The sequence below is a fragment of the Streptomyces sp. NPDC101194 genome, assembly GCF_044767885.1.
GTDB lineage: Bacteria > Actinomycetota > Actinomycetes > Streptomycetales > Streptomycetaceae > Streptomyces.
Genome location: NZ_JBIWOS010000006.1, coordinates 104399 through 129589, shown reverse-complemented (window position 1 = coordinate 129589; position 25191 = coordinate 104399). Strand labels below are relative to the sequence as shown.

The window sequence follows — 25191 nt, the reverse complement described above, 5'->3', positions numbered from 1 at the left end:
CGAGAGGCCCTGACCTGACCTCACCGGCCGGTGGTGTGGAGGCGCGCCCGGAGGCCGGCCAGATGCGCGCGCAGCACGTCTTCGGCTTCCGCTGCGGTCAGGTGGCCCATGAGCAGGTGGCTGGTGAGGCCGTCGGCGAGGGCGAGCAGGGTGCGAGCCTCGCGCCGCGGGTCGGGCGGTGCGGCGCCGTCGTCGGCCGGGGTGCTCTCGGCGGCCTCCGTGACGAGGCGGGCGAGGAGGTCCTCGAGGGCCGCGTAGCTGGTTCTCAGCCGGCCGGCGAGCGGCTCGCTGACGGCGGCCTGGGCGACGAACGCGAGCCAGACCCGTGCTTCGGCGCGGTGTTCTTCGCGGAGCAGGGCGATCTCGGTGGCCGTGTCGCCCAGGGCGGTGGCGGCCGACCGGTCCGGGCTCCGGGCCAGTCGGGCCCGCGCGCGTTCGGTGATGCGCTCGCCGACGTGGTCGACGGCGAACAGGAGCATTTCCTCCTTGCCTCGGAAGCAGCGCTGAACCGCACCCAGGGAGACCTGCGCGCGGGCGGCGACGTCGCGCATGGTCACCCCCTCCGGTCCGTGTTCGTCGACGAGGAGGCAAACGGCCTCGGCGATCCGGCGGCGTCGGCCTTCGTAGTCCACCTGCTTGGGCATGCTTGCCTCCTTATTCCGATACATGCGTATCGCTTCCGGGGTACGGTTCCGATACAAGCACGTCGACACGTGGATGGGGAGCACAAGGATCATGCAGGACGCCCTGTGGAAGCTGCCGGCCGCCGCCCAGGCGAAGGCCGTCCGAGACGGAGAGATATCCGCGGTCGAACTGGTCGACAGCCACCTGGAACGCATCGGCGAGGTCAACCCGCAGGTCAACGCCGTCACCCAGCTGCTGGCCGAACGCGCCCGTGAGGCCGCGGCGCAGACGGACCGGCGGCGGGCCTCCGGCGAAGAGCTCGGGCCGCTGGCCGGCGTGCCGTTCACGGTGAAGGAGTCCACCCCCATCGAAGGTGTGCCGACCACATTCGGATCGCCGCGCTTCCGCGACCTGGTGGCAACCGCGGACGCGCTGCCGGTGGCCCGGCTCCGTGCGGCCGGAGCCATTCCCATCGGCCACAGCAACATGCCCACCCTGATCCTGGCGGGGATGCACACCCGCAGCGAGTTGTTCGGCGACACCGTCAACCCCTGGGACCCGAACCGGACACCAGGGGGCACCAGCGGTGGCGACGGGGTGGCCGTGGCCACCGGCATGGCCGCTCTCGGGCTCGGCAACGACTCGGGCGGATCGGTACGGATCCCGGCTTCGTTCTGCGGCGTGGCCGGGCTGAAGCCGACCGCCGGACGGTTCCCCGCCGACCACCGCGTACTCGGCCCCGACGACCCTGGGCCGGCCTCGCAGATGCTGGTCACCGACGGGCCCCTGGCCCGCAGGGTCGCCGACCTGCGACTGGCCTACGAGGCACTGGCCGGTACCGACCCGCGGGACCCGCGTGCCGTACCGGTGCCCGTCCACGGCGAGCCGCCGGCGGGGCCGATGAAGGTCGCGGTCGTCGCCGACCCCGGCGGTCACGGTGTCCACCCCACGGTCCGCGAGGCCGTTGCCACCGCGGCCGACGCGCTGCGGGACGCCGGATACGACGTGCGGGAGGTGGCGGACGTTCCGCGGCTGGACGAGGCACTCCAGGCGTACGGCCGGATCACCGTCACCGAATTCGCCCCGACGTGGCCGGTCGTGCGCACACTGCTCGGCGAAGGCGGAGACCGCTACATCGAGATGGCGATGGAGAGGACCCCGCCCGCGACCGCCGCGGAGTTCATGAAGCTGATGGGAGCCTGGCTGGGCATCCGCCGTTCCTGGGCGGAGTTCCTCGACGAGTACCCGCTGCTGCTCGGGCCGGTGTTCACCGAGCCGCCCGTCGAGCCGGGCCTGGAGTCACGCGACCGCGAAGGACAGGAACGGGTCGGCGCGGGCATGCGCCTGTGCACGGCGACCAGCTTCGTGGGCGTGCCCGGCGTCGCCGTGCCGACCGGAGTGGCCGACGGGCTGCCGTCCGGCGTGCAGATCATCGGGCGCGCCTTCCGGGAGGACCTGTGCCTGGCCGCTGCCCAGGAGGTCGAGGACCGCCTCGGCGTGCTCACACCGGTCGACCCACGCTCCGAAGTCCCGGCTGCCGGACGGTAGACGGCGCCACCGCACCGAGCGGCAAGACGGTCAGGACCGGCCGGGCGGCCACGAGGGGCGAGTGCCGGCGGAGTCCTGACCACAGAACCTTCCTGCCGGCCGACCGCATCGACTGGCGAGTGTCGGCAGACGACCCGTCTGCCGACACCGGGGGACACGATCATCAGGTAGAGGCCCTGCTGCGCCACGGAGTGGACGCGACGACGGCCCTGTCGACGTTGCCGGTGGCGCGAAGGCGTCCCGGGCGGGGCTCGACCTCGTCATGCGGTTGCCGTGTGAGAGGCCGGTGCGGGGGCGGCCCCCTCCTCGGCGGACGGGGAGAGGGTGCGGAGCCGTCGCACGCAGGCGCGTCGCTGGACGACCGAGGCCCCGGCGACCAGCGTGCCCAGCACCAGCCAGCCCGCCGGTCCGGCCGCCATCACCGCGCCGGTCAGCAGCGGCGGACCGGCGGACTTCTGGATGGACTGGGACATCCCCGCCACTCCCAGATACGCGGCGCGGGCGTCCTGGGGTGCGAGGAGGACCGCCAGTTCCCAGGAACTGACCGAACGCATCAGCTCCGCCAGGGTGACCACCAGCGCCGCGGCGAGCAGCACAGCCGTGGCCACCCCGGTCCCGCCCAGGGTGGCCGCCGCCAGGAAGGCGCAGCACACGAACATCAGGGCCCCGTACAGCAGCACCGCCCGGGTGGCCCGGCGCGGCCCCTCGGCCCGCTTCGACACGCTGATCTGCAGCACCACGACCATCACGGTGTTGATGACCAGGAAGGCCGGGACGAGCGCGCGCGGCGCCGAGGTGCTGTTCACCAGCCACAGCGGCAGGCCGACTCCGATGATCGAGTCGTCCAGGTTCATCGGGATGTCCAGCAGCACGAAGGTGAGGTAGCCGCGGTCCCGCCACGGGTTGGCCCTGCGGGCGGACGGCCGCTCCGACACCGGTGACGCGACGACCGGTGCCGCGCCCGCCGGAGCCCCGGTCACCTCGACGGCCTGCTCCCGCGGCTCCTTCGTACGCCACACCAGGGCCGCCGCGGCGACGAAGGACAGCGCGTTGCCCAGGATCAGAGCCCGGTAGGCGTCGGCGGTTCCCACGGCCAGGCCGATCGCCGCGATGCCGGCGCCGAGGCCGAATCCCGCGTTGGACGCACTGCGCGACAGCGCCTGGTAGGCCGCGCGCCGCTCGCCCGCCGCCCGGGTGGCGAACAGCATCTCCAGCATCTTCGCCGCCCTGTCCCCCAGGTACGTGACGGCGACGACGGGCAGCAGCGCCTCGAAGCTGCCGCACACCAGCACCAGGACGAGCGTCACCAGGCGCAGCAGATGACAGCCGATCAGCAGCGGGCGCACCGGGAAGCGACCGGCCAGGCGTCCGGCCAACGGTGATCCCGCGATGCCCGCCACTCCGGCCACGCCCAGCAGCACACCGATCTGCTGAGCGCTGAGCCCTGTCACGAAGGTGAGATACAGGGCCGAGGAAGCGGCCCACAGCCCCGAGCCGGTCCGGTCCAGGGCCAGCGCGAGCAGCATGATCCGCGCGTTCCGCCCGCCCGGCGGATTGCGCAGCTGAGCGAGCAGCCCCTCTCCGCCCTGCGAGGTGTCCGGTTCTCCGCCGCCCCTGCCGCGCCGCATCGCACGCCCCCTCCGAGATGTCTCGACATCAAGAGATCAATGGACCGAGAGGGAAGCCTGCAGGGATGTCATCTCGATGTCAAGATACTTGATGTCGACATACCTCCCGTCGGTGCCGCCGACGCGCTCTCGTCCCCGCGCGTCCCCGTACGTCCCTGTGCGCTTCGCCGCCGGCAGCGTCACAGTGGAAGAGGGGCACCGGGCGGGGCTGCCGGAGGAGGTGTCCGCATGGCTGTGACCGGCGGAAACGACGACCGGCTCCGGGACTATCGCGGCAAACGGCACTTCGACGCGACGGCGGAGCCACGCGGCGACGGCGAGCGGACGGGCGCGGCGCCCTGCTTCGTCGTACAGATCCATCAGGCGCGCCGCATGCACTTCGATTTCCGGCTGGAAGTCGGCGGCGTACTGAAGTCCTGGGCGGTGCCTCGCGGGCCTTCGGAGAATCCCCGCGAGCGGCGGCTGGCCGTCCCCACCGAGGACCATCCGCTGGAGTACCGCACGTTCGAGGGCGTCATCGCCAAGGGCGAGTACGGCGGCGGCACGGTGATCGTGTGGGACCAGGGCACCTACCGTCCGCTCAGCCACGACCGCCGGGGCAGACCGGTGCCGTTCGAACAGTCGCTGGAGGACGGGCACGCGACCTTCTGGCTCGACGGCACCAAGCTGCACGGCGAGTTCGCCCTCACGCGCTTCAAGGGGCGCGACGAGGGCGACACGCCGGGCGCGGAGATATGGCTGCTGATCAAGGCCAAGGACGGGCGCGCCACCCATGACGGGCCGGGCACACCCGACCCGTACCGGGCGCGGTCGGCCCGGACGGGGCGCACGCTCCAGCAGGTCGCGGCCGAGGAAGGGGGCGGATCCCGGTGACCGCCCGCAGCACCGTGGAGGTTCTGCTCAGCCGTTACGGCACCACGTATGCCGCCGAGGCCGGCATCCGGTTGCGGAACACTCCGCAGCCCCTGTACCAACTTCTCGTCCTCAGCGATCTGTTGAGCGCCCGCATCCGGGCGTCCGTGGCGGTGGCGGCGGCGCGTGCGCTGTTCCGCCACGGCCTGCTGACCCCGGACCGGATGATCGGGGCGACCTGGCAGGAGCGCGTCGACGCGCTCGGCGAGGGCGGCTACCGGCGCTACGACGAACGGACCGCCACCCAACTCGGCGACGGGGCGCAGCTCCTGCTGGTGGAGTACGGGGGCGATCTGCGGCGGCTGCGCGGGGAGGCCGACGGCGATCTGGACGTCCTGCGCGCCGGGCTGCGCAGGACCCCGGGCATGGGCCCGGCCGGTGCGGACATCTTCGTGCGCGAGGTACAGGCGGTGTGGCCGGAGACGGCGCCGTTCCTGGACGGCAAGGCACTGCAGGGCGCCGAGAGACTCGGACTGCCCGCCTCACCGTCGAAGCTCGCACGGCTCGCGGAGCAGGCCGGAGAGGCCGGAGAGGCCGGGCGGGACGAACCGGCCGGGCGGGACGAGCAGGCCGAGCCGGCGGACGGTCACGGGCCCGCCGTGCTCGCGGCCGCCCTGGTGCGCGCGGCACTGGACCGGCACGTCGTGGACGACGTCAGGGAACGGGCCGCCTGAGGCCGGCCCGTCCGCACCCGCCCCCTACGCCCCCACCGCAGTCACCCCCGCGGTGGCCGCCCGGCTCAGGAATGCCAGCCGGGCCCGCTTCTCCGGCTTGTCGATCTCCGGGCCGAGTTCGAAGCCCGCCCGGACCATCCGTGCCAGGGCCTTCTCGTTGCGGGCGTCCGGCTCCACCACGATGCGCAGGTGCGCCGGGTCGCTGAAGACGTAGCCGATGAGCACCGAGAGCAGGGCGGCCGTGAAGCCGTGTTCGGTGGTGTCGCCGGGGCCGATCAGAAGGTGGACACCGAAGTCCCCGGGGCGGACGTCGTAGCAGTCGGCCAGCGGGTCGGCGGCCGGTTCGTACGTCTGGAAGAGGGCGACCGGGACGCCGTCGCGCAGGGCCAGGTGAGCGTGGTGCGTGGTGAGCGAGTCCAGGAACTCGTAGGTCTCCAGGACCTCTTCACGGCTTGCGTCGCCCATGCCCCAGAACCGGGCGCGCTCCTCGGTGACCCAGCCGTGGATCAGATCGAGGTCCGCGGCCGGGTCCACGGGGACGATGCGGACGGTCCCGAAACCGGGGACCTGCTGCTCGTGGACGGGGGTGCGCACGGCGGGGTCGGCGGTCATCGCGGTTCTCTTCTCCGTTCGGCACAGCTTGTTCCAGTCGGTGACCACGGGCGCGAGCTCGCCCCGTGCCCACAGCGGCAGTTGGTCACGGTGGTGGGCGTCGCCGCGGATCCCGGACGCCCCGAGCGGGACCACCCACAGGCTGTCCTCGCGCCGGGCGAGGTCCCAGACGCATCGGGCGGCGGGGCCCCGGGCGAAGCGGTCGGTGATGCCGGGAACGCTGGAGGTGGAGAGCACGCAGTCGTGGTCGCCGGCCAGGCCCGGCCAGACCTCCTCGGGGCCCGGGAGCGCCTGCCAGGGAGCCGCGCGGTGCGCCTCGCCCCAGGCGCGCGGCCCGGTGCCCGCCGCGCAGCGAGCCGCCACCGCCTCGGCCGCCGCCGCGACGGCCGACTGCCGGTCGGCGTGCGGCAGCGGGCCGCGCGTCAGCAGGGTCTCCAGGGCGTACGCGATTCTCGGCACCGCCGCCAGCCAGGGGCGGAACATCGCCGGGTACGCGGGTGAGCGGGCCGGGTCGGCGGAGCCGGTGACGGCGGCCAGGGCGGGGTGACCGGCCAGCCGGTGGACGAGATCGGCGCGCACGGCCGCGTAGAGCGCGGCTTCCGTGCTGTCGGCCTCCATGTGACGGTCCCAGCACAGCAGCCGGTCCCGCAGCCGGGCGGCCCCGGGGCTGAGCCCCGTCGCCCCGGCCAGCAGCTCCAGCAACGGACGGGCGGAGGCGAGACGGGTGTCGGTGTGGATGTCCGCCATGCCCTTGGCGGACCAGTGGTCGGACCGGCCGAGCAGTTCCCGTATGCGCGCCGCCCGGTGCGGGGGCGCGAACTCGACACCGAGCGGGGCGGCGAGGCCGCGCGCGTTGGCCATCACCTCCGCCCCCTCGACCTCGGCACGCGGCATCGGCGCATGGCGCCCCCGCCAGGCGTACGCGGGATCGTGTGCCGGTACGACGCGCAGCCGGTTCTCGCGCGGGCGCAGCGGAACGTGCCCGGCGACCCGGTGCAGGGTGGCGCCGCCGGTGTCGGCGGCGAGGACGACGTTGACCGGCTCCGCCCAGAGGTCCAGGGCGGTGTCCAGATCGGCGACGGTACGGGCCCGGAGCAGGGCGGGCAGCGCCTCGAAGCCCAGCTCGTGCGTGACGCGGGGCGGACAGCGGAGACTGATGCCGTCCGCGTCACCGCCCACAGCACCGTCCGGCCCGCCGCCCGGGCCGCCGTCCGGCCCGCCGCCCGGGCCGCCGTCCGGCCCGCCGCCCGGGCCGCCGTCCGGCCCGCCGCCCGGGCCGCGGTCCGGGCCGCCGATGATCACCGGCCCGCGTCCGGTCTCGATGATCTCGACCACGACCGGATCGGCGCCCGCCACCTCGATCGTCTCGGTGTGGACGGCGGCCGGTTCCCAGCCTCCGGGGCCCAGCGCCTCGACCCCGCCCGCCGCCGTGCGCCGCAACCGCTCCCGGTACAGGTCCTGGTAGTCGGCCATCGCGTTGGTGATCGCCCAGGCGACGCCGCCCGTGTGCCCGAAGTGCGCGATGCCGGGCACGCCGGGGACGGCGAGGCCCACCACGTCGAACTCGGGGCAGGCCAGCCGGATCTGCTGGTAGACGCCCGGATCCTCGATGAAGCGGTGCGGATCGCCCGCGACGAGCGGTGACCCGGTGGCGGTGCGGTCGCCGGTCAGCAGCCAGCCGTTGGAACCGGCGGTGCCGGGGCCGTCGGTGGCGAAGAGCTCGATCGCCTCCGGTCCGAGCCGGCGGGCGACCTCCTCGCGCCAGAGCTTGGCGGGGAAGCCCGCGAACAGGATGTGGGTGGAGAGCCAGACGCCCAGCGGGGTCCAGGACTCCCATCGCCCCGGGCCGGTCCCGGCGGCCGTGAACTCCGGTGCGGCGGCGGCCCCTTCGGCCAGACCCTCGTTGACGCCCTCGACATACGCGACGACCCACTCGGCGGTGCGCGGCGCGACACGCTCCAGCCGGTCGAAGCAGCGCCGCGCGGTGTCGGCCAGCCGGGCCCGGCGGGCGAACCGGTCCCAGTCCACCGCGTCCGCGCCGAGGAACGCGGCGGTGGTACCGCACACCCGGTGCCGTTCGACCTCGATCTGCCAGGCGCGGTCCCGGGCCGCGTTGTGGCCCTGGGCACGGGCGAGTTCGAGGACGTCGTCCGCCCGCAGATGAGGTATGCCCCAGTCGTCCCGGTAGACGTCTCCACGCATGCCGCATCCCGCCTCTTGCTCGATCGCCGTATTCCCGCCCCCTTAAAATTTAGGTTAGCCTAACCTAAATAATTCTTCGGAGCGGGGAGGGACAGCTGTGGGGCACGGCTGGGAGGGCGTCGTCCTCAAGCTGATGCGGGGACGGGACTTCACGTTCACCGTGACCGGGACCGAACGGGTCACCGAGGACTTCCACCGGGTGCACCTCACCGACGGCGGGCTGCTCGCCGCGACCGGCGGCGCGCACCCGACGATGTGGGTCAGGATCTGGTTCGAGCGGAACGGCGGCAGACCGCACCAGCGCGCCTACACCCTGGTCGACCCGGACCCGGCCGCCGGCACGTTCAGCCTGGAGTTCGCCCTGCACGACGGCGCCGCGAGCGACTGGGCCCGCCGGGCCGAGCCGGGCGACACGATCGAGGCGACCCTCCAGGGCACCGGCTTCGACCTGCCCGAACCGGCGCCGGCCCGGCTCTTCGTGATCGGCGACCCGGCCTCGCTGCCGGCGATCAACTCCCTGCTGGACGCCGTTCCGCGCACCCCGGCGACCATCTGGTTCGAGACGACGCACGCCTCGGACGAGAAGCTTCCGTTCCGTCTGGACCCGGCCCACCACACCCTGCACCGAGTGCCGCGCCGCGACGGGGGCGCCGGGCTGGTCGCCGAGGTGAAGTCCGCACTGCCCGGCCTGCTGGGCGGCGACCCGTCCGACGCGTACGTCTGGATCGCCTGCGACACGGCGACGACCAGGACCCTCGCCGCGTACGTGCGCAAGGACCTGGCCGTCGCCAGGGAACGGGTCCACGCGCTGGGTTACTGGCGCGCGGGCTGAGCCGGCTCCGGCTCCTCCCGCGGGAGACCGCCCTCCCGCGGGCGCCGGTCCTGCACCCTGGTGCGGTACACCCACAGCAGCACGCCCGTCGTCAGCACCGCCAGCGCGATGCCGAGTTCCTTGTAGCCGCCGTATCCGGTGACCGAGAACCCGGTGGCGCCGACGACCAGGACCAGCGTCATGAACCCGGCCAGCAGCCAGGCCAGCGGGACGAAGAAGCCGGGCAGGCGAATGGGCCTGGGCAGGTCCGGGCGGTCCTTGCGCAGCAGCGCGAAGCCGGAGACGGCCAGGATGTGCGTGAGGATGTAGCCCAGGTTCCCGGTGACGAGAATGGCGAGCGGAGTCCTCAGGACCACCAGCACCAGCACGTTGACGACGAGGGCGACCACCAGGGCACGGGCCGGGACGCCGCGCCGGTCGAGGACACCCATCTGCCGGATCGTGGTGCCCTCCCTGCCCATGTTGAACAGCACGCGCGAGCCGTCGGCCAGTCCCGTGATCATGATGAGCAGCAGCGAGGCGATGAGGAACACGGTCATCAACCCGCCCGCGCCGCCGACGAGTTGCCGGAACGCGTCGACATAGAACGTGGTCGGTTCCGCGCCGATCCGCTGCTCGCCCAGATAGCCGGAGAGGGCGAGCGGCAGCAGGACGAACACCCCGAGGGAGAAGAGCACCCCGGCCCGCAGGGCCCGGGAGGTGTCGCGGACGGTGTCCTTGTACTCGGGGGCGAAGGTGGCGCAGACCTCCACTCCGAAGGACGTCCACGCCATGACGTACAGCCAGACCAGCGCCTCACGGACGCCGTTCAGCCCGTGCAGCTCCCAGTGCAGGCCGGCCGTGGACCAGTCGCCGCTGAGGAACGGCATCACGAGGAAGACCGCGAGCGGCACCATCAGCATGGCGCCGGTCAGATAGATCACCCACATCGCGACATGAAGCCCGATCATGGCGGCGCAGAACAGCAGCACGATGACGGCCAGGCCCACGACGATGGGGAAACTGAGCTGTGCGGGGCCGAGTTCGACGGTCCAGTTCTGGCCGGGGAACCACTGGGCCCGGACGAAGGAGCCGATGATGCCCGCGTAGATGGCGAGCGAGGTCGTCCACGGGAACCAGTAGCCGACGCTGGCCAGCGGGCCGACGACGGGGGCCCGGGACTTCCAGCCCTCGGTGGCGTAGTGGGCTATGCCACCGGACGATTCGGGGAACATCGCGGCGAGCTCGGTGTAGATCCAGTTGGTGGCCGTGGCCAGCACCATGGAGGCCGCCCACAGGGCGACGGCTCCCCAGGCGCCGAGACCGCCGATCGACGCGCCGAGCGAGGCGACCAGGGCGGCGGGCATCGTCAGCGACATGGCGAAGCCGTCGTACCAGCGCATGCGTTTGGCGAGGACCGGCTGCTCCTGCCCGGCCTGCGTGACACCGGCCGGGCCGGCGACGTCCGTGGACGGCTGCGGAACGGGGTGGGACATGGGTGACCCCTCGGGAGAGCACACGGAGTGCGGTGGGATAAGGGGGCCGACGGCCCCGCGGGCGCACCGCACGGGTGCGCAGGCCGGAGCCGTCCGGCAAGCTGCGGGCAGGCGTGTCGACCGGGTCAGAGGTCGAGGACGAGCCGTGTCCCGCGGCAGCGGGAGACGCAAATCATCATGGTGGTGCCGGTTTGCTGCTCCTCGGGCGTGAGCAACGTGTCGCGGTGGTCGGGATCCCCGTCGATCACCCGGGTCTCGCACGTGCCGCAGATGCCCGCCTCGCAGGAGGACGGCACCTCGGCCCCGGCTGCCCGGACCGCGTCCAGGACGCTGGTGTCCGCGGGCACGCGCACGTCGAGGCCGCTGCGCGCCAGGCGTACGTCGAAGGCGTGGTCGACTTCCGGGTTCCCGGCCGGGTCCGGTGCGGTGAAGCGTTCGGTGTGGACCGGCCCCGGATGCAGTTCGCGTACGGCGTCGAGCAGCCCGCCGGGCCCGCACGCGTACACCGTGGCGGCCGGAGCCGCGGCCAGGTATCCGGCCAGGTCCGGGTGGCCGGCCTCGTCCTGCGGGACGACGGTGACCCGGTCCGCAGGGAGTTCGCCGAGAAACGCCATCGTGGCTCGGGAACGGCCGCCGTACAGCATCCGCCACGGTTTGCCCACGGCGGTCAGCCGACGGGCCATCGCCAGCAGCGGGGTGATCCCGATACCGCCCGCCACCAGCAGGTACTCGGGGGCGTCGACCAGTTCGAAGTGGTTGCGGGGCGCCGAGACCGCGACCCTGCCGCCCGCCCGCAGCGTCTCGTGCACCGCCGCCGAGCCACCGCGCCCGTCCGGCACCCGGAGCACCGCGATCCGGTAGTGGCCGGTGTCCTGCGGGTCCGAGCACAGGGAGTACTGCCGTACGAGCCCCGGCGCCACGTGGAGATCCACATGGGCGCCGGGCGTCCAGGGCGGCAGTGGTGCGCCGGAGGGGTCGGCGAGCGTCAGGGACAGCACCCCGTCGGCGACGGTCTCCGCCTCCCGCACCTCCAGCACCCGGGTGCCGGGCGGCGCCGCCGCGTCGCGCACCCCGGTCATGACGGCGTGCCGCCCGCCGACTCGGCCTGCTCCGCCGTGCGGTTCATCAACTCGACGAACGCGCGACGGTAGTTGAGGGTGAACAGATCGGCCGGCACGGAGAACTCCGGCACCTCCGCGTCCCACGGGACCTCGCGCGGCGAGAGGTTCTCGACGACCGGCATGTCCTCCAGGTACACCATCTCCTCGACCCGCAGGCACTCCTCCAGGGAGTCGCCCTTGAAGTCGCGGTCGTTGGCGACGCCCCAGAAGATCTTGACCTGTTCGTAGTCGACGGGTGAGGGGAAGCCCGCGACGACGCGCAGCCCGGCCTGCTCGTAGTGGTAGCTGATGCTCGCGAAGCCGGGGGCCGTGCAGTGGTACGACATCATGCAGTCGCCCTGGTTCGCCCAGTCGCCCTCACCGGCGTCCAGCGGACGCTCCATGCGGACGTCGATGCCGTCGCGCCGCACCTGGAGCGGCTCGACGACCTCCGGGGTCGGGCCCATCGACACCTGGTGGACGAACGGGAAGTGGGCGACGTCGCGGAAGTTCTCGATCGCGGCGGCGACCCCGGTCGGCGAGTTCAGCGGGTTCGCGGCCAGCCAGACCAGGTCGTGGCCGTGCCACTCCGGCGGGTCGTACAGCTCGGCGACCGGCTTCTCCAGCACGGTCCACACATGCCCGAACCGCTCCACGGCCGGGTAGGTGCGGATCGCCGCCTTCGGCGGGATCTTCGACTGGTCGGGCAGCGAGGGCACGTAGGTGCAGCCGCCGTCGGCGCCGTCGAACCGCCAGCCGTGGTACGGGCAGCCGATCGATCCGCCGGTGACCGCGCCCTGCGACAGGTCGGCGCCGCGGTGCGGACATCGACGCGCGGTCACCCGGGCGACGCCGTCGGCGTCCCGGAACACGACGAGCTGTTCGCCGAGGAGCACGGCGGGCTCAGGGGTGTCCAGATCGACGGACCGGGCCACCGGGAACCAGCTGTGACGCATGGCGCGTTCGGCCTGTTCCCGTTTGGTCGCGGGGGTCTGGGTGGTGAGGGGGGAAGTGGACATGAGGCAACGTCCTGATTCGCGAGGGAGCCGAACAGCGGCCCGGAAACATGGTCGGGAGGGGGACGACGCCGGATCAGATGCCGACGAGGAGTGCGCCGCCGTTGACGGGGATGGTCTGCCCGGTGACGAACGCCCCGGTGTCCGCGGCCAGGAACGCGACCGCCTCCGCGATCTCGTACGGCTGGGCGAGCCTGCCGACGGGCACGGCGGCGACCTCGGCCTCGTAGTTCTCGGCCGGGACCATGCGCGTGGCGACGGCACCGGGGGTCACCGCGTTGACGGTGATCCGCTCGGCCGCGAACTCCTTGGCCAGGGTCTTCATCAGTCCCAGCTGCCCCGCCTTGGACACCATGTAGCCGTAGCTGTGCCCGTCGGGGACCTGGCCCCACTGCGAGGACACGAACACCACCCGCGCGGCGGCGCTGCGACGCAGATGGGGCAGGGCGGCCCGGGTCAGGTACAGCGGGGCCCGTACGTTGACGGCGAGCAGCCGGTCGAAGTCGGCGTCGTCGGTGTCGGCGAGGCCGGTCATGGAGAACATCAGGCCCGCGTTGTGGACCAGGACGTCGAGTCCGCCGAGCGCCGCCGCGGCGGACTCGATCAGCGTCTCGGCGCCCTCGCGGGACGTGATGTCGACGGTGAAGGGGTACGCCTCGCCGCCCGCCTTCTCGACGGCGGCGGCGGTCTCGGCCAGCTCGGTCGCGTCGAGGTCGGCGAGGGCGACCTTGGCGCCCCGGCCGGCCAGGGTGAGCGCGTGGGCGCGGCCCATGCCGCGGGCGGCGCCGGTGATCAGCGCGGCCCGGCCGGTCAGATCGTGCACGGACGCGGGGGCCCGGACCTCCCCGTGGGCGGCGGCGCTCACGCGGCGGTCTCCGGGTCCGAGGCGGTCCGCGCGTCAGCGCCGTCCTGCGGGTGCGGCTCGGTGACGTACAGCATGTTGCCGTCGGGGTCGTAGAACGGCCGGTAGCGGTACCAGACACCGCTGGGGTGCTTCCAGACGATCTGCTCCTCGGTGACCCACTCGACCTTGCCGTCCAGCTCGGCGACGGCCGCGTCGAGGTCGTCGACCTCGAAGGCGAAGGAGTCCAGACCGGGCGCGTTCTCGGCGTTGATCTCGGTGCGGCGCGGGGCGTGCTCGCCGGTCTCGGAGGTGAAGAGGTAGAGCGTGACGTTGCCCAGGTCGATGGCGGCCCAGCCCTCCTCCGGTTCGTAGGGGAGATGGAAGGGCAGGCCCAGGACGCCGTGGTAGAAGTCCGCGAGTCGCGGCACGTCGTGGCTGAGGATGTCCATGTTGTCGATGCGCTTCAGTCGCAGCACGGGAGCACTCCTTCGTCGGTTCACTGCGGGTGGGTACAGGGCGGTCCGGGGAGCACGCGCAGGGCGCGGGCGGCGGTGTCGAGGAAGACGGTCGCCAGGGTCCGGAACTCATGGGGTCCTTCGGTGGCGGGATGCACACACACGCCACCGGTGTGATCGGCCAGCGCGGCGAGCGCCTCGGCCGCGGCGAGGTCGGCGCCCCGGCCGTGGAGCCTTCGGCGCAGCACCTCGTACCGCACGATCGTGTCGGGGTCGGTGACCGGTTCGGTGTCGCCGTCGGCGGCGGGACGGGTCAGGAAGTGGTTGGTGTGCAGCAGCAGACCGTCCGGATCGGGCAGCACGTGCCCGATGCCGCCGGGCCACAGCTCGGCGGAGACGGCCGTCTTGCCCGCGGCGAGGGCGCCGACGACGGTGAGCGTGGTCGATCCGGTGGTGCCCACGGACCCGGCGCTCCCGGCGATCCTCAGGGCGTCGGTGACGGTGGCCGCCTCGTCGAGGAGTCTGCGGGCCACCACATGGACGGGCACGCCCATGCCGGAGCCGTCGCGCCGGTGGTGCAGGATGTTGAACAGGCAGCCCACACCCCGGTCGTTGACGCCGATCTTGCCGACGACACCGAACTCGGTGAGGGTGCGCGTGACGCGCCCGTCGGGGTGCGGGATCTCCCATTCCAGCCAGTGGTCGGCCAGCGACGCGTACCAGTCCCAGTTCTGTGCGGCGACGGGCTCCGCGCCGGGGCCGCCGAGCGCCACGAGAGTGGTGCACTCCCCGGGACCCGGCCGACCGCCCGAAGCGAGGATCTCCGTACGGGCGTTGAGCGCGGCGACCCCGTTGACCGGCAGTCCGGCGCCGTCCGCGATGCCCCGGATCTCGTCGGCGAGCTCCGGCGCCCAGGTGTGGATCCGGGCCAGGGCCAGCGCGCCGGAGGCGTCGGTGTCGGGCACTCCCGCCCGGCCGAACAGCTCGCCGTAGGCGTCGGCGGTGGACCGTACCCGCTCGCGCCAGGTCTCGCCGAACTCCCGCCCCCGCTCCCGGGATCCGGCGACGGCGGAGGTGAACCGGGTGTGCGCGGTCCGCGCGGGCACGGCGTTCACCGCGGGTCCTGGACCGGCCGGGCCGACTGCGGCGGGGCCGGGAGCAGCGGGCGGACATGGGCGGCGACGTCCGCGAGCGTGGTGTGCCAGGCGCCGCCCTGCCGCTCGATCTCCTCGACCAGCCGCACCAGTTCGGCGAAGCGCTGCGGGCGCCCGATGACCTCGGGATGCATGGTGTACGTGACATGGCGGCGTTCGGCGCGGGCGCAGATGTACTCGGTGAGCCATGAGGTGTACAGCTCGCCGGGGGCCGCGGTGTTGCCGCCGGTGTCGATGTTCCAGCCGTAGCGCGGCCAGTCGTCCAGCGACCAGTGGACGGGAAGTTCGAGGAGCGAGCGGCCCTCCCAGCTCTCCCAGTACGGGCGGTCGTCGCCCATGCAGGACGAGTCGTAGCCGAAGCCGTGCTCCAGCAGCAGTTCGAAGGTCTCCGGGGTCATCTCCCACGAGGTGGAGCGGTACCCGGTCGGTACGGGTGCGCCGGCCCGGTCCAGCGCGTCCAGACCGCGTTCGATCTCCAGGCGCTGCTCCTCGGCGCCCACCTTGTCGCTGCGCAGATGCAGATGCCCGTGGTGCGCCACCTCGTGACCGCCGTCCAGGATCGCGCGGACGGTGTCCGGGTACAGCTCGGCGGTGTGGCCCGGCACGAAGAACGTGGACCGGATGGAGTGCGCGGCCAGCAGCCGCAGGATCCTGGGCACGCCCCGGACCACGCCGTAGCGCCCCTCGGAGAGGGTGGTCAGCCGGCGGGCGTACGAGGGCCCCTCGCCGAGCCAGCCGGCCTCGGCGTCGACGTCGAAGGTGAGGGACACCGCCGCATCGGCGCCGCCGGGCCAGGCGAAGTCCGGGGACTCCGCGAGCCCGGGGGCCTCGGGCCGGGGGAATTCGTACGGCCCTGGGGCCTGATCTGCCGGATGCATCGTCACGACTCGCTTTCGTACGCGACCACAACGGACAACTACGCATCGCGTAGCTCTGAAGAGGCATGACTACGCGTTGCCATGCGCGAGCCAATGTACGGTGCGCAATACAGCACCACAAGAGGTTGAGGGGCGCGAAATACAGAGGATGTTCATGTGGGGTTACGCATTGCGCGACCGCACGCGTCTCATCCCTGCGCAATGCGCGGCAGACCGCCGCGCCGGGAGTGCCTAGGATCGACACCATGACCGACCTGGACGACCTCGATCACGCGATCATCGCGGCCCTGGAAGAGGACGGACGCCGCGCTTTCCGCGAGATCGCCCGCTCATTGAACGTCTCCGAAGGGACCGTACGGGCCCGGTTCCGCCGCCTGGAGGAGACCGGCGTACTCAAGATCGCCGCGTTCGCGGACCCGGGCCGCCTGCGCGCCGGCCGCCTGGCCCTGCTGTTCCTCAAGGTCACCCCGGCCCACCACGAGGCCGTGGTGGCCGCGCTGTGCAGGCACCCCGAGGTCAGCTACGTCTCGACGATGCTGGGCAGGGCCGATGTCTTCGCCCAGGTCCTGGTCGCCGACGACAACGAGCTGTGGAACTTCCTCCAGCAGAAGGTCCGGCCGCTGGACGGCGTCGAGGACACCGAGGCGGTCCCCGAGATCGCCGTCCACAAGCTCTGGTTCAACGGCAGGCTCCCCCTGCCGGCCGCGGTGACGACGGACTGAGCGCCACGCGCCCGGGGGCGTCCGGCCCTCAGTCCTCCACCACCAGCGCCGGAGTCTCCTTCGTCAGCACCTCACCGCGGAAGAACGCGGGACTGCGGCGCTGCATCACCAGCATCAGCACCACCCCGAGCAACAGCAGCCCGACACCGATCACGAAGACCGAGCCGACCCCGAAGACGGACGAACCGGAGCCGTACGCCGGGTTCCACATGTCGTAGAGGGTCTTGCCGAAGACCGCGGCGAGCAGGATGCCGCCGAGGACCGGGAAGAGGCCCTTGAAGACCAGGTCGCGGACGGAACGGGTCAGTTCGGCACGGAAGAACCAGGCGCAGGCGAAGGCCGTCAGCGCGTAGTAGAAGCAGATCATGAGGCCGAGCGCGTAGATCGTGTCGACCAGCACGTGCTCGCTGACCAGGGTCATGACCGTGTAGAAGACACCGGTCGCCACGCCCGCCGTGACGGTGGCCCGCCCCGGCGTCTTGAAGCGCGGGTGGACGCGGGCGTACGAGGCGGGCAGGGCCTCGTACGTGGACATCGCCAGGACCGTGCGGGCCACCGGGATGAAGGTGGTCTGCAGGCTGGCGGCGGCGGAGGCCAGGACGGCGATGAAGAGCAGGACGCCGAGGCCGGGGCCCATGATCGGGCCCGCGAGTGCGGCGAAGACGTTGTCGGAGGTGTCCCGGTTGGCGAGGCCCAGGCCCGAGCCGCCGGAACCGACGGCCATCTGGGCGGCCACACCGGTCGCCAGGTAGGAACCGACGAGCACGACCATCGCGATGAGCGCGGCGCGTCCGGGCGTCTTCTCGCTGCCGACGGTCTCCTCGTTGGCGGTCAGACAGGTGTCCCACCCCCAGAACATGAAGATGGACAGCGACAGGCCCGCCGTGAACGTCGCGAACGACTTCACCGCGAACGGGTTGAGCCAGGACCAGGAGAAGTGCAGCGACGAGGCGAACTCCCCGCTGTGCGCCTTCTGCACGGCCATCACCACGAACAGTGCGAGGACGACGAGTTGAAGCCCCACCAGGGCGTACTGGATGCCCTTGGTGGCCGTCATCCCGCGATAGCTGATCGCCGTGGCGACTGCGATCAGGATCAGACACGTGAGGATGTGGACGGGCTTGTTGTGGTCCAGGGCGGCGATCGAGCCGCTGCCCGAGATCTCGCCCGCCAGGAGCCAGAAGTACGAGGTGGCGACACCCGCCAGGTTCGACAGCACGATGATCGTCGCGATGACCAGGCCCCAGCCGCACATCCAGCCGACGCGCGGGCCGAACGCCTTCACCGTCCACGTGAAGGACGTGCCGCAGTCCGGCACGGCCTTGTTGAGTTCGCGGTACGCGAATGCGACGAGCAGCATGGGCAGGAAGCCGGCCAGGAAGACGGCGGGCATCTGCACGCCGACCTCACCCGCGGTGGAACCGAGGGTGGAGGTGAGGCAGTAGACGGGGGCGACGGTGGAGATGCCGATGACCGCGCTGCCCATCAGGCCGACGGAGTTCCCGCCGAGGCCCTTGCCGCGTACACCGTCGGCCGGGGCGGCGCCCCGTACCGGGTCTCCGGCCCGCGGCCGCGCGTCCAGCTGTGTCATGCAGAGGACGGTATGCGCTGCGATATCCACATTCGGAGCCTGAGACTCCGCCAACTCACCCTTAACATTCAAGAAACATGACGGTTAAACAGGGTTGAATTGAAGGCTACTTTCAATAACCCCCTTTCAATGAGAGGTCGATGCCCGATCGCAACGCCGTACGGGAATCGCAGCACTGTCCGTTTTGTGGTGATTCAAAATTTTCCCGTGAGTGTCCGCTCAGCGGACACCCACGGGGTGCGCCGCCTCAGCCGGGCCAGACGATCGCCTGGAGTTCGCTGTACGCGTGCAGGGCGTACGAACCGACGTCGCGCCCGACACCGCTCTTCTTGAACCCTCCGAACGGGGCCTCCATGTTCCGCCCGATGGTGTTCACGCCGACCCCGCCGGCCCGCAGCCGCCGGGCCACCCGGAAGGCCCGTGCCACGTCCGAGGACCAGACGTAGTCGATCAGCCCGTAGTCGCTGTCGTTGGCGAGTGCGATGCCCTCCTCCTCGTCGTCGAAGGGGACGACCACGACGACCGGGCCGAAGATCTCCTCCCGGACGACGCGCATGTCGTTCGTGCAGTCGGCGAGAAGGGTGGGTGCCACGTAGAAGCCCCGGTCGAGACCGGCCGGACGTTCGCCGCCCGTGACGATCCTCGCCCCCTCCTTCCGGCCGAGTTCGACGTACGACTCGACACGGTCGCGGTGGGCTGCGGAGATGACCGGGCCGACGACCGTGCCCCGCGCCGTCGGGTCCCCGACCTTCAGGTGCCCCGCGTACGCGGTGAGCTTCTCGATCAGGGCGTCATGGGCTGCGCGCTGGACGAGGACGCGGGTCGGCGCCGTACAGATCTGGCCGCTGTAGAAGGAGAACGTGGTGCCGATGCCCGCCGCCGCGGAGTCGAGGTCCGCGTCGTCGAGAACGACGGCGGCCCCCTTGCCGCCCAGCTCCATCAACTGTCGCTTCATGGAGCGCCCGCACACCTCGGCGATGCGCTGTCCGACGGCCGTGGAGCCGGTGAAGCTGACCATGTCGACGTCCGGTGAGCCGACGGCGGCCTCGCCCGCCTCGGGACCCGACCCGGTGACGACGTTGACCACGCCCGCCGGAACGCCCGCCTCTTCGAGCGCCTCGGCCATCCGGTAGACGGAGAGCGGGTCCTGCGGCGCGGGCTTCACGACGACCGTGTTGCCCATCGCCAGGGCCGGAGCGACCTTGCCGGCCGGGTTGGCCCACGGGTTGTTGTACGAGGTGACACAGGTGACGACGCCGACCGGCTGGCGTACGGCCAGTGCCCCGAAGACACCGGCCCGCCCCATCGGACCGGCCTCGTTGATCTGTGGTGCGACGGCTTCCTCGACCGGCTCCAGGGCCCCTCTGGCGTACCGGCTGAAGCGCGCGGCGCCGACGGCGACCTGCATGCCCCTGGCCGTCCCCGTGGTGGCACCGCTCTCCGCCTGGGCGAGTGCGGCGTTGCCGACGAGGTCGCGCTGCATCAGGTCGGCGGCCCGGTCGAGGACGGCGGCCCGCTCCTCGGGACGGGTGCGCGACCAGCCGGCGAAAGCCTCGCGGGCCGCGGACGCCGCCGCGTACACCTGCTCGCGGCTCGCCTCGGGGGCGAGGCCGACGACCTCCTCCGTGGCCGGGTTGATCACCTCGTAGTGGCCGTGGTCGGGTTCGGTCCACCGCCCACCGATGAACAGACGTTGCTTCCTGTCGCGCGTCGGGCTTCCGTCGCTCATACGGTGCTCACCGTCCGGGTGTCGCGGCCGGAGCGCAGCACCGTACCGGGGACCGCGCCGGTCACCTTGTCGTCGCGCAGGGTCTCCACACCGTTGACCCGGACCGACACGATGCCGATGGCCCTGGAGTCGAGGCGGGGGCTGTCGCCGGGCAGATCGTGCACGAGGGTGGCGGGCCCGGCGTCGATGCGCTCGGGGTCGAAGAGGACGAGGTCGGCGTGGAAACCCTCCTCGATCCGGCCGCGGTCGCGGAGCCCGAAGAGACGGGCGGGATCGTCGGTGAGCATCCGGACGGCCTGTTCGAGGGGGACGAGTTTGCGTCGGCGCAGGCAGTCGCCGAGGAAGCGGGTGGTGTACGGGGCGCCGCACATCCGGTCCAGGTGCGCACCCGCGTCGGAGCCGCCGAGCATGACGTCCTCGTGCGCCCACGTGCGGCGACGCAGCTCCCAGGAGCCGGGGTCGTTGTCGGTGGGCATGGGCCACAGCACGGTACGCAGCCCGTCCTCGGCGCAGATCTCGACGAGGCAGTGGAAGGGGTCCTGTCCGCGTTCGGCGGCGATGTCGCCCACGACACGGCCGCTGAGCCCTTCGTTGGCCGCACTGTAGGTGTCCCCGATGACGTACCGGCCGAAGTCGGCGAGGCGGCGGAAGACACCGGCCTCCTTGCTGTCGGCGCGGCGGAGCATCTCGGCGCGGGTGTCCGCGTCGCGCAGCCGCTCGATGCGTTCGGGGACGGGGAGGGCGAGGATCTCGCCCCAGCCGGGGATCAGGTTGAGGGCGCAGAAGGTGCCCAGCGACATGTTCATGGGCGTGAGGATCGGCATGGTGAGCGCGACGATCCGGCCGCCGGCCCGGCGGGCGCGTTCGCTGGGCACGAGCTGGCGCGGCACCCGTTCGGGCACGGCGGCGTCGATGGTGAGGACGTTCCAGTTCAGCGGGCGTCCGGCGGTGGCGGTCATGTCGACGAGGAGCTCGATCTCCTCGTCGGAGAACTGGTCGAGGCAGCCCGCGACGATCGCTTCGAGCTGGGTCCCCTCGTGTTCGCCGACGGCGCGGGAGAGGGCGAGGAGTTCCTCGGGGAGCGCGTGCCGGGAGGCGACCGGTTGTCCGTCCCCGTCGGAGTGGGTGGAGGACTGGGTGGTGGACAGCCCCCAGGCCCCCGCGTCCATCGCGTCGTGGAGGAGGGCGAGCATCGTGTCGAGCTGCTCGGGGGTGGGCTGCCCGCCGATCGCGTCGGCGCCCATGACGTGTCTGCGCAGGGCGCAGTGGCCCACCATGAACCCGGCGTTGACGGCGATCCGCCCTTCGAGCGCGTCGAGGTACTCGCGGAAGCTGGACCAGCTCCAGTCGACGCCCTCCTCCAGGGCCTTGAGGGCCATGCCCTCCACCCGCGCCATCATGCGGCGGGTGTAGTCGGCGTCGCCGGGTCGTCCGGGATGGAGCGGGGCGAGGGTGAAGCCGCAGTTGCCCCCGGCGACGGTGGTGACACCGTGGTTCATGGACGGGGTGGCGTACGGGTCCCAGAAGAGCTGGGCGTCGTAGTGGGTGTGCGGGTCGACGAAGCCGGGCGCGAGGACCAGGCCGGTGGCGTCCTCGGCGGTGACGGCTTCCTCGGTGAGCGTGCCCGGCTCGGCGATGACGGCGATGCGGCCGTCACGCAGGCCGACGTCGGCGGGGTACGAGGGTCCGCCTGTGCCGTCCACGACGGTCGCGCCGCGGATGAGGTGGTCGAGCATGACGGGGGTTCCCTTCCGTGTTCTGCCGCGAGTTCGTGTTTCCCGTCGTGAGTGCGGGGGTGTGCGGCCGGGGTGCGCACGGCCGCGGTACGCACCCCGGCTGCACGGAGCGGCGGTCCGGGAAGACGCCGCTGGTCTCTCTCCGGCCCCTGCGGCGAGCGAGGAGCGCGGGTTCGGGGGCGGAGCCCCCCGTCACGGGCAGGGGCGGGCGGGGGAGCGGACCCGCCACAGGCGTGTCCGGCCCGTGGATGCGCCGCACCCGTCCCCCCGCTCGCCCGCATCGCCCCGGGACGCGCCCTACGCGCGGCCCGCCGCCCCCCGGAACCGCGAGGTCCGGTGCACCGGGTCCGTGTCGATCTTCGGGATCACGTGCTCACCGATCAGCTTGATCGAGTTCAGCGTGTCCTCACGGCTGATCCCGATCGGCAGCCCGAAGCTCAGCTGGTCGGCCCCCGCCTGTTCCCACCGCTTGCACTGCCGCAGCACCTCGTCCGGATCGCCGCAGATCATCAGCTCCTCGGCGATCAGGAGCTCGATGATCTCCTCGGAGTACTCCGGCAGCAGCTCGGGCCACTCCGGGATGCCCTCCGGCCGGGGAAACGTGTCGTGGTAGCGGAACAGCAGCGACTGCAGGTAGTTCAGCCCGCCGCCCACCGCGATCTCGACGGCCTTGGCGTGCGTCTCGGCGCAGATGGCCGTGGAGGTGACCATGACGTTGTCGTTGACGAAGTCCCCGACGGGTTCGGCCTCCTTGACGGCCGTCTTGTAGGACTCGACGACCCACTCCATGTCGGAGACCTTCTGCACGCTGAAGCCCAGCACACCGAGCCCCTTCCTGCCCGCCATCGCGTACGAGGACGGCGAACCGGCCGCGTACCACATCGCCGGGTGCGACTTCCCGTACGGCTTGGGCAGGATCTTGCGCGGCGGCAGCGACCAGTGCTTGCCCTGGAAACCGACGTACTCGTCCTGGAGCCACATCTTGGGGAACTCGGCGATGGTCTCCTCCCAGAGTTCCTTGGTGTGGTTCATGTCGGTGATGCCCGGCATGAAACCCAGGATCTCGTGGCTGCCGGCCCCGCGCCCGGAGCCGAATTCGAACCGGCCCTCGGAGAGGTGGTCGAGCATGGCGACCTTCTCGGCCACCTTCACCGGGTGGTTGACGGGGGCGAGCGGGTTGAAGATGCCGGATCCGAGGTGGATGCGGTCGGTGGCGTGCGCGAGGTAGCCCAGATACACATCGTTCGCCGAGAGGTGCGAGTACTCCTCCAGGAAGTGGTGCTCGGAGGCCCAGGCGTACTTGAAGCCGGACTTGTCCGCCTGGATGACGTACTCGGTCTCCTCGATCAGCGCCTTGTGCTCTGCCCCGGGGTCGGTCCTGGCCCGTGCGGCGGGCACGTACCCCTGTACAAAGAGCCCGAATTCCAAGGGGATTCACCGTCCTCAATCGTTTTCTGACACATCGTCAGATCGTGATGTGTCCGACTGTTCCACCGGCACTCGCACCCGTCAATACCTGACGCATCGTCAGGAACGTTCAGAACAGACTGACCCCGGCCAGCCACCCCCCGTCGATGACGAACGGCTGCCCGGTGATGTACGAGGAGTCGTCCGAGGTCAGGAAGAGCGCCAACGCGGCCACCTCCTCCGGCTGCCCGATCCGCCCCAGCGGTACGAGCTTGCGGTACAGCTCGGCCACCGCCGCCCTGGACTCCTCCGGGTCCGCGGCCGGGTCCAGCGCCGCCGGATTGGTCATCGCGGTGTCCACGGCCCCGGGGCACAGGGCATTGACCCGTATGCCCTTCGCGGCCAGCTCCACCGCCGCCACTTTGGTCAGTCCGAGCACCGCGTGCTTGGTGGCCGCGTACGCCCCCACGAACGCCATGCCCGTCAGCCCCGTGTACGAGGCGGTGTTGACGATGGTCCCGCCGCCGGCGGCCTCGATCTCCGGCGCGACGTTCTTGATCCCGAGGAACGCACCCACCTGGTTGACCTGCACCACCTGCTGGAACTCCTCCAGCGGTGTGGCCACCAGCTCGTTGAACCGGAGAATCCCCGCGTTGTTGACCAGCCCGTCGATCTTCCCGAAGGCGTCCTTCGCGGCGGCGACGGCGGACCGCCAGTCCTCCTCCCGGCTCACATCCAGCCGCACGAACCGGGCCACGTCCTCCCCCAGCTCCTCGGCCAGCGCCTCACCCTGCTCGTCGAGCACGTCGGCGATCACCACCCGCGCGCCCTCCGCGGCGAAGAGCCGCGCCTCCTGCTCGCCCTGTCCGCGCGCCGCGCCGCTGATCAGTACGACCCGCCCGTCCAGCTTGCCCATGTCCTGACTCCTCAACTGTCGAGATGGGGTGCGACCTCGGCGGCGAACGCCGCCATCTGGTCGGTCAGTTCGCTACGGCTCCGGCTGCGGAACCGCACCTGGATCTGATGGACGCCCATGGCTCCGTACGCGCGCAGCGACTCGGCGACGGCCTCCGGCTTCCCGCTGAGGGCGCGCCGCCCGACGGACCACTCCGGCTCGCCGATGTACAGCGGCTCGGTGATCGCGCCGATGACGATCGGATCCTCGATCCCGGCCGCCTCGCGCAGCTCCCTCAGCCGGGCGATCTGCGTGGGCAGCTTCTCCCGCGGATCACCCTGCGGCAGCCAGCCGTCGCCCCGCACCGCGGCCCGGCGCACGGCGGCGGGCGAGGATCCCCCCACCCAGACCGGCACCCGCTCCTGGGCCGGACGGGGCCGCTGCCCGAGACCGGCGAAGGAGAACCGCTCCCCCGCGAACTCCGGGTACTCCTCGGGTCCCAGCGCCGCCTTCAGCGCGTCGATGGTCTCGTCGAGGACCCCGCCCCGCCCCTCGAAGTCCGCCCCGAGCGCCCCGAACTCCTCGGGCACGTGCCCGGCCCCGACCCCGAGGATCAGTCGGCCGCCGCAGAGGTGGTCGAGGGTGGCGTACTGCTTGGCCGTGACCAGCGGGTGCCGCAGGCCGACGACGGCGACATGGCTCATCAGCAGGACCCGCTCGGTGATCCCGGCGAGAAAGGCGAGGGTGGCGACCGGGTCGTACCAGACGGTGCTCATCACCCCGGCCAGCCGCCGCGGGATCGCGACGTGGTCACAGCTCGCCAGGTAGGCGAAGCCGGTGCGGTCGGCGGTGCGGGCGATCTCGGCGAGGTCGGCGGGGGTGGCCGCGGCCTCCCACCCCTCCGCGTAGATGGTGCTCTGCGACTGGATCGGGAGCTGCATCCCGTACGACAGCGGCCCGGTGGGCAGTATCGGCACCGAACGGCCTCCTTCCCGAAAGAATCTGACGCATCGTCACCTGACGGCGCGGGGGCCATCGTCGTACCTGACGTCTCATCAGACAAGAGGCGGGGGCGAGGGCGATCCGGTGCGGCGCCCGGCACCACCGGGGCGACCACCGCCACATCGAGCGCCGCGCTCCCGGCCGCCCCCCATGGT

Annotated in this window: 21 protein-coding genes; 5 read left to right on the top strand and 16 right to left on the bottom strand. The window is 71.9% G+C overall.

All coding sequences use genetic code 11. The annotated features are described in order from the left end of the window. Positions 1-20 precede the first annotated feature (20 nt). Positions 21-644 (bottom strand): TetR/AcrR family transcriptional regulator, encoded by a 624-nt coding sequence (locus ACIRP2_RS23100; RefSeq protein ID WP_404253144.1) that lies wholly within the window; start codon positions 642-644, stop codon positions 21-23. 91 nt (positions 645-735) lie between these two features. Here ACIRP2_RS23100 and ACIRP2_RS23095 point away from each other — a divergent pair, with 91 nt between their 5' ends. Next, the gene (locus tag ACIRP2_RS23095; RefSeq protein ID WP_404253142.1) at positions 736-2172 is read left to right on the top strand and encodes an amidase; all 1437 of its coding nucleotides are present in this window, start codon (positions 736-738) and stop codon (positions 2170-2172) included. Between the two features lie 260 nt (positions 2173-2432). Here the strand turns inward: ACIRP2_RS23095 and ACIRP2_RS23090 are convergent, their stop codons facing one another. Further along, positions 2433-3800 carry an MFS transporter gene (locus tag ACIRP2_RS23090; RefSeq protein WP_404253140.1) on the bottom strand — a complete coding sequence of 456 codons (1368 nt, stop codon included), beginning with the start codon at positions 3798-3800 and terminating at the stop codon, positions 2433-2435. A gap of 228 nt (positions 3801-4028) precedes the next feature. Between ACIRP2_RS23090 and ACIRP2_RS23085 the strand changes: the two genes are divergently transcribed. Together ACIRP2_RS23085 and ACIRP2_RS23080 are read left to right on the top strand one after the other, a co-directional pair. Beyond that, on the top strand, positions 4029-4673 hold the full coding sequence (locus tag ACIRP2_RS23085; protein WP_404253138.1) for a DNA polymerase ligase N-terminal domain-containing protein: 645 nt from the start codon (positions 4029-4031) through the stop codon (positions 4671-4673). Beyond that, complete coding sequence (locus ACIRP2_RS23080) at positions 4664-5386, top strand: endonuclease (protein ID WP_404253731.1); 723 nt, start codon at positions 4664-4666, stop codon at positions 5384-5386. The genes ACIRP2_RS23085 and ACIRP2_RS23080 overlap by 10 nt, the downstream gene beginning before the upstream one ends. A gap of 24 nt (positions 5387-5410) precedes the next feature. Here ACIRP2_RS23080 and ACIRP2_RS23075 read toward each other — a convergent pair whose 3' ends face one another. Then, on the bottom strand, positions 5411-8200 hold the full coding sequence (locus tag ACIRP2_RS23075) for a GNAT family N-acetyltransferase (RefSeq protein ID WP_404253136.1): 2790 nt from the start codon (positions 8198-8200) through the stop codon (positions 5411-5413). Between the two features lie 97 nt (positions 8201-8297). Here ACIRP2_RS23075 and ACIRP2_RS23070 point away from each other — a divergent pair, with 97 nt between their 5' ends. Next, on the top strand, positions 8298-9032 hold the full coding sequence (locus ACIRP2_RS23070; protein WP_404253134.1) for a siderophore-interacting protein: 735 nt from the start codon (positions 8298-8300) through the stop codon (positions 9030-9032). On the opposite strand, the gene ACIRP2_RS23065 is transcribed toward ACIRP2_RS23070, so the two are convergent. The 7 genes from ACIRP2_RS23065 to ACIRP2_RS23035 all read right to left on the bottom strand — a co-directional run bounded on the left by ACIRP2_RS23065 (position 9014) and on the right by ACIRP2_RS23035 (position 15954). Then, positions 9014-10507, bottom strand: coding sequence for an APC family permease (locus tag ACIRP2_RS23065; protein WP_404253132.1), 1494 nt, complete (start codon positions 10505-10507; stop codon positions 9014-9016). The genes ACIRP2_RS23070 and ACIRP2_RS23065 overlap by 19 nt on opposite strands. Positions 10508-10632: 125 nt before the next feature. Beyond that, positions 10633-11586 (bottom strand): PDR/VanB family oxidoreductase, encoded by a 954-nt coding sequence (locus ACIRP2_RS23060; protein WP_404253130.1) that lies wholly within the window; start codon positions 11584-11586, stop codon positions 10633-10635. Continuing rightward, a complete protein-coding gene (locus ACIRP2_RS23055) occupies positions 11583-12626 on the bottom strand; it encodes a Rieske 2Fe-2S domain-containing protein (protein WP_404253128.1) in 1044 nt (347 codons plus the stop codon). The genes ACIRP2_RS23060 and ACIRP2_RS23055 overlap by 4 nt, the downstream gene beginning before the upstream one ends. Before the next feature lie 73 nt (positions 12627-12699). After that, complete coding sequence (locus ACIRP2_RS23050) at positions 12700-13488, bottom strand: SDR family NAD(P)-dependent oxidoreductase (RefSeq protein WP_404253126.1); 789 nt, start codon at positions 13486-13488, stop codon at positions 12700-12702. Beyond that, the gene (locus tag ACIRP2_RS23045) at positions 13485-13943 is read right to left on the bottom strand and encodes a VOC family protein (protein ID WP_404253124.1); all 459 of its coding nucleotides are present in this window, start codon (positions 13941-13943) and stop codon (positions 13485-13487) included. Before ACIRP2_RS23045 ends, ACIRP2_RS23050 begins: the two co-directional genes overlap by 4 nt. Before the next feature lie 20 nt (positions 13944-13963). Next, positions 13964-15037, bottom strand: a complete 1074-nt coding sequence (locus ACIRP2_RS23040) for a C45 family autoproteolytic acyltransferase/hydolase (RefSeq protein WP_404253122.1) — start codon at positions 15035-15037, stop codon at positions 13964-13966. After that, a complete protein-coding gene (locus tag ACIRP2_RS23035; protein ID WP_404253729.1) occupies positions 15034-15954 on the bottom strand; it encodes a polysaccharide deacetylase in 921 nt (306 codons plus the stop codon). Before ACIRP2_RS23035 ends, ACIRP2_RS23040 begins: the two co-directional genes overlap by 4 nt. 245 nt (positions 15955-16199) lie before the next feature. Between ACIRP2_RS23035 and ACIRP2_RS23030 the strand changes: the two genes are divergently transcribed. Further along, positions 16200-16676 (top strand): Lrp/AsnC family transcriptional regulator, encoded by a 477-nt coding sequence (locus ACIRP2_RS23030; RefSeq protein WP_404253120.1) that lies wholly within the window; start codon positions 16200-16202, stop codon positions 16674-16676. A 28-nt stretch (positions 16677-16704) separates the two neighbouring features. Here the strand turns inward: ACIRP2_RS23030 and ACIRP2_RS23025 are convergent, their stop codons facing one another. From ACIRP2_RS23025 to ACIRP2_RS23000, 6 genes are all read right to left on the bottom strand, one after another. Continuing rightward, the gene (locus tag ACIRP2_RS23025) at positions 16705-18267 is read right to left on the bottom strand and encodes an APC family permease (protein ID WP_404253118.1); all 1563 of its coding nucleotides are present in this window, start codon (positions 18265-18267) and stop codon (positions 16705-16707) included. Positions 18268-18514: 247 nt separating this feature from the next. Continuing rightward, the gene (locus tag ACIRP2_RS23020; protein WP_404253116.1) at positions 18515-19996 is read right to left on the bottom strand and encodes an aldehyde dehydrogenase family protein; all 1482 of its coding nucleotides are present in this window, start codon (positions 19994-19996) and stop codon (positions 18515-18517) included. Beyond that, entirely contained in the window at positions 19993-21732 is a 1740-nt protein-coding gene (locus ACIRP2_RS23015; protein ID WP_404253114.1) for an amidohydrolase family protein, read from the bottom strand. Before ACIRP2_RS23015 ends, ACIRP2_RS23020 begins: the two co-directional genes overlap by 4 nt. Positions 21733-22029: 297 nt before the next feature. Continuing rightward, on the bottom strand, positions 22030-23160 hold the full coding sequence (locus tag ACIRP2_RS23010; RefSeq protein ID WP_391742530.1) for an LLM class flavin-dependent oxidoreductase: 1131 nt from the start codon (positions 23158-23160) through the stop codon (positions 22030-22032). A gap of 109 nt (positions 23161-23269) precedes the next feature. After that, positions 23270-24055, bottom strand: a complete 786-nt coding sequence (locus tag ACIRP2_RS23005; RefSeq protein WP_404253111.1) for an SDR family NAD(P)-dependent oxidoreductase — start codon at positions 24053-24055, stop codon at positions 23270-23272. An 11-nt stretch (positions 24056-24066) separates the two neighbouring features. Next, positions 24067-25011 carry an LLM class F420-dependent oxidoreductase gene (locus tag ACIRP2_RS23000; RefSeq protein WP_404253109.1) on the bottom strand — a complete coding sequence of 315 codons (945 nt, stop codon included), beginning with the start codon at positions 25009-25011 and terminating at the stop codon, positions 24067-24069. Positions 25012-25191 lie beyond the last annotated feature (180 nt).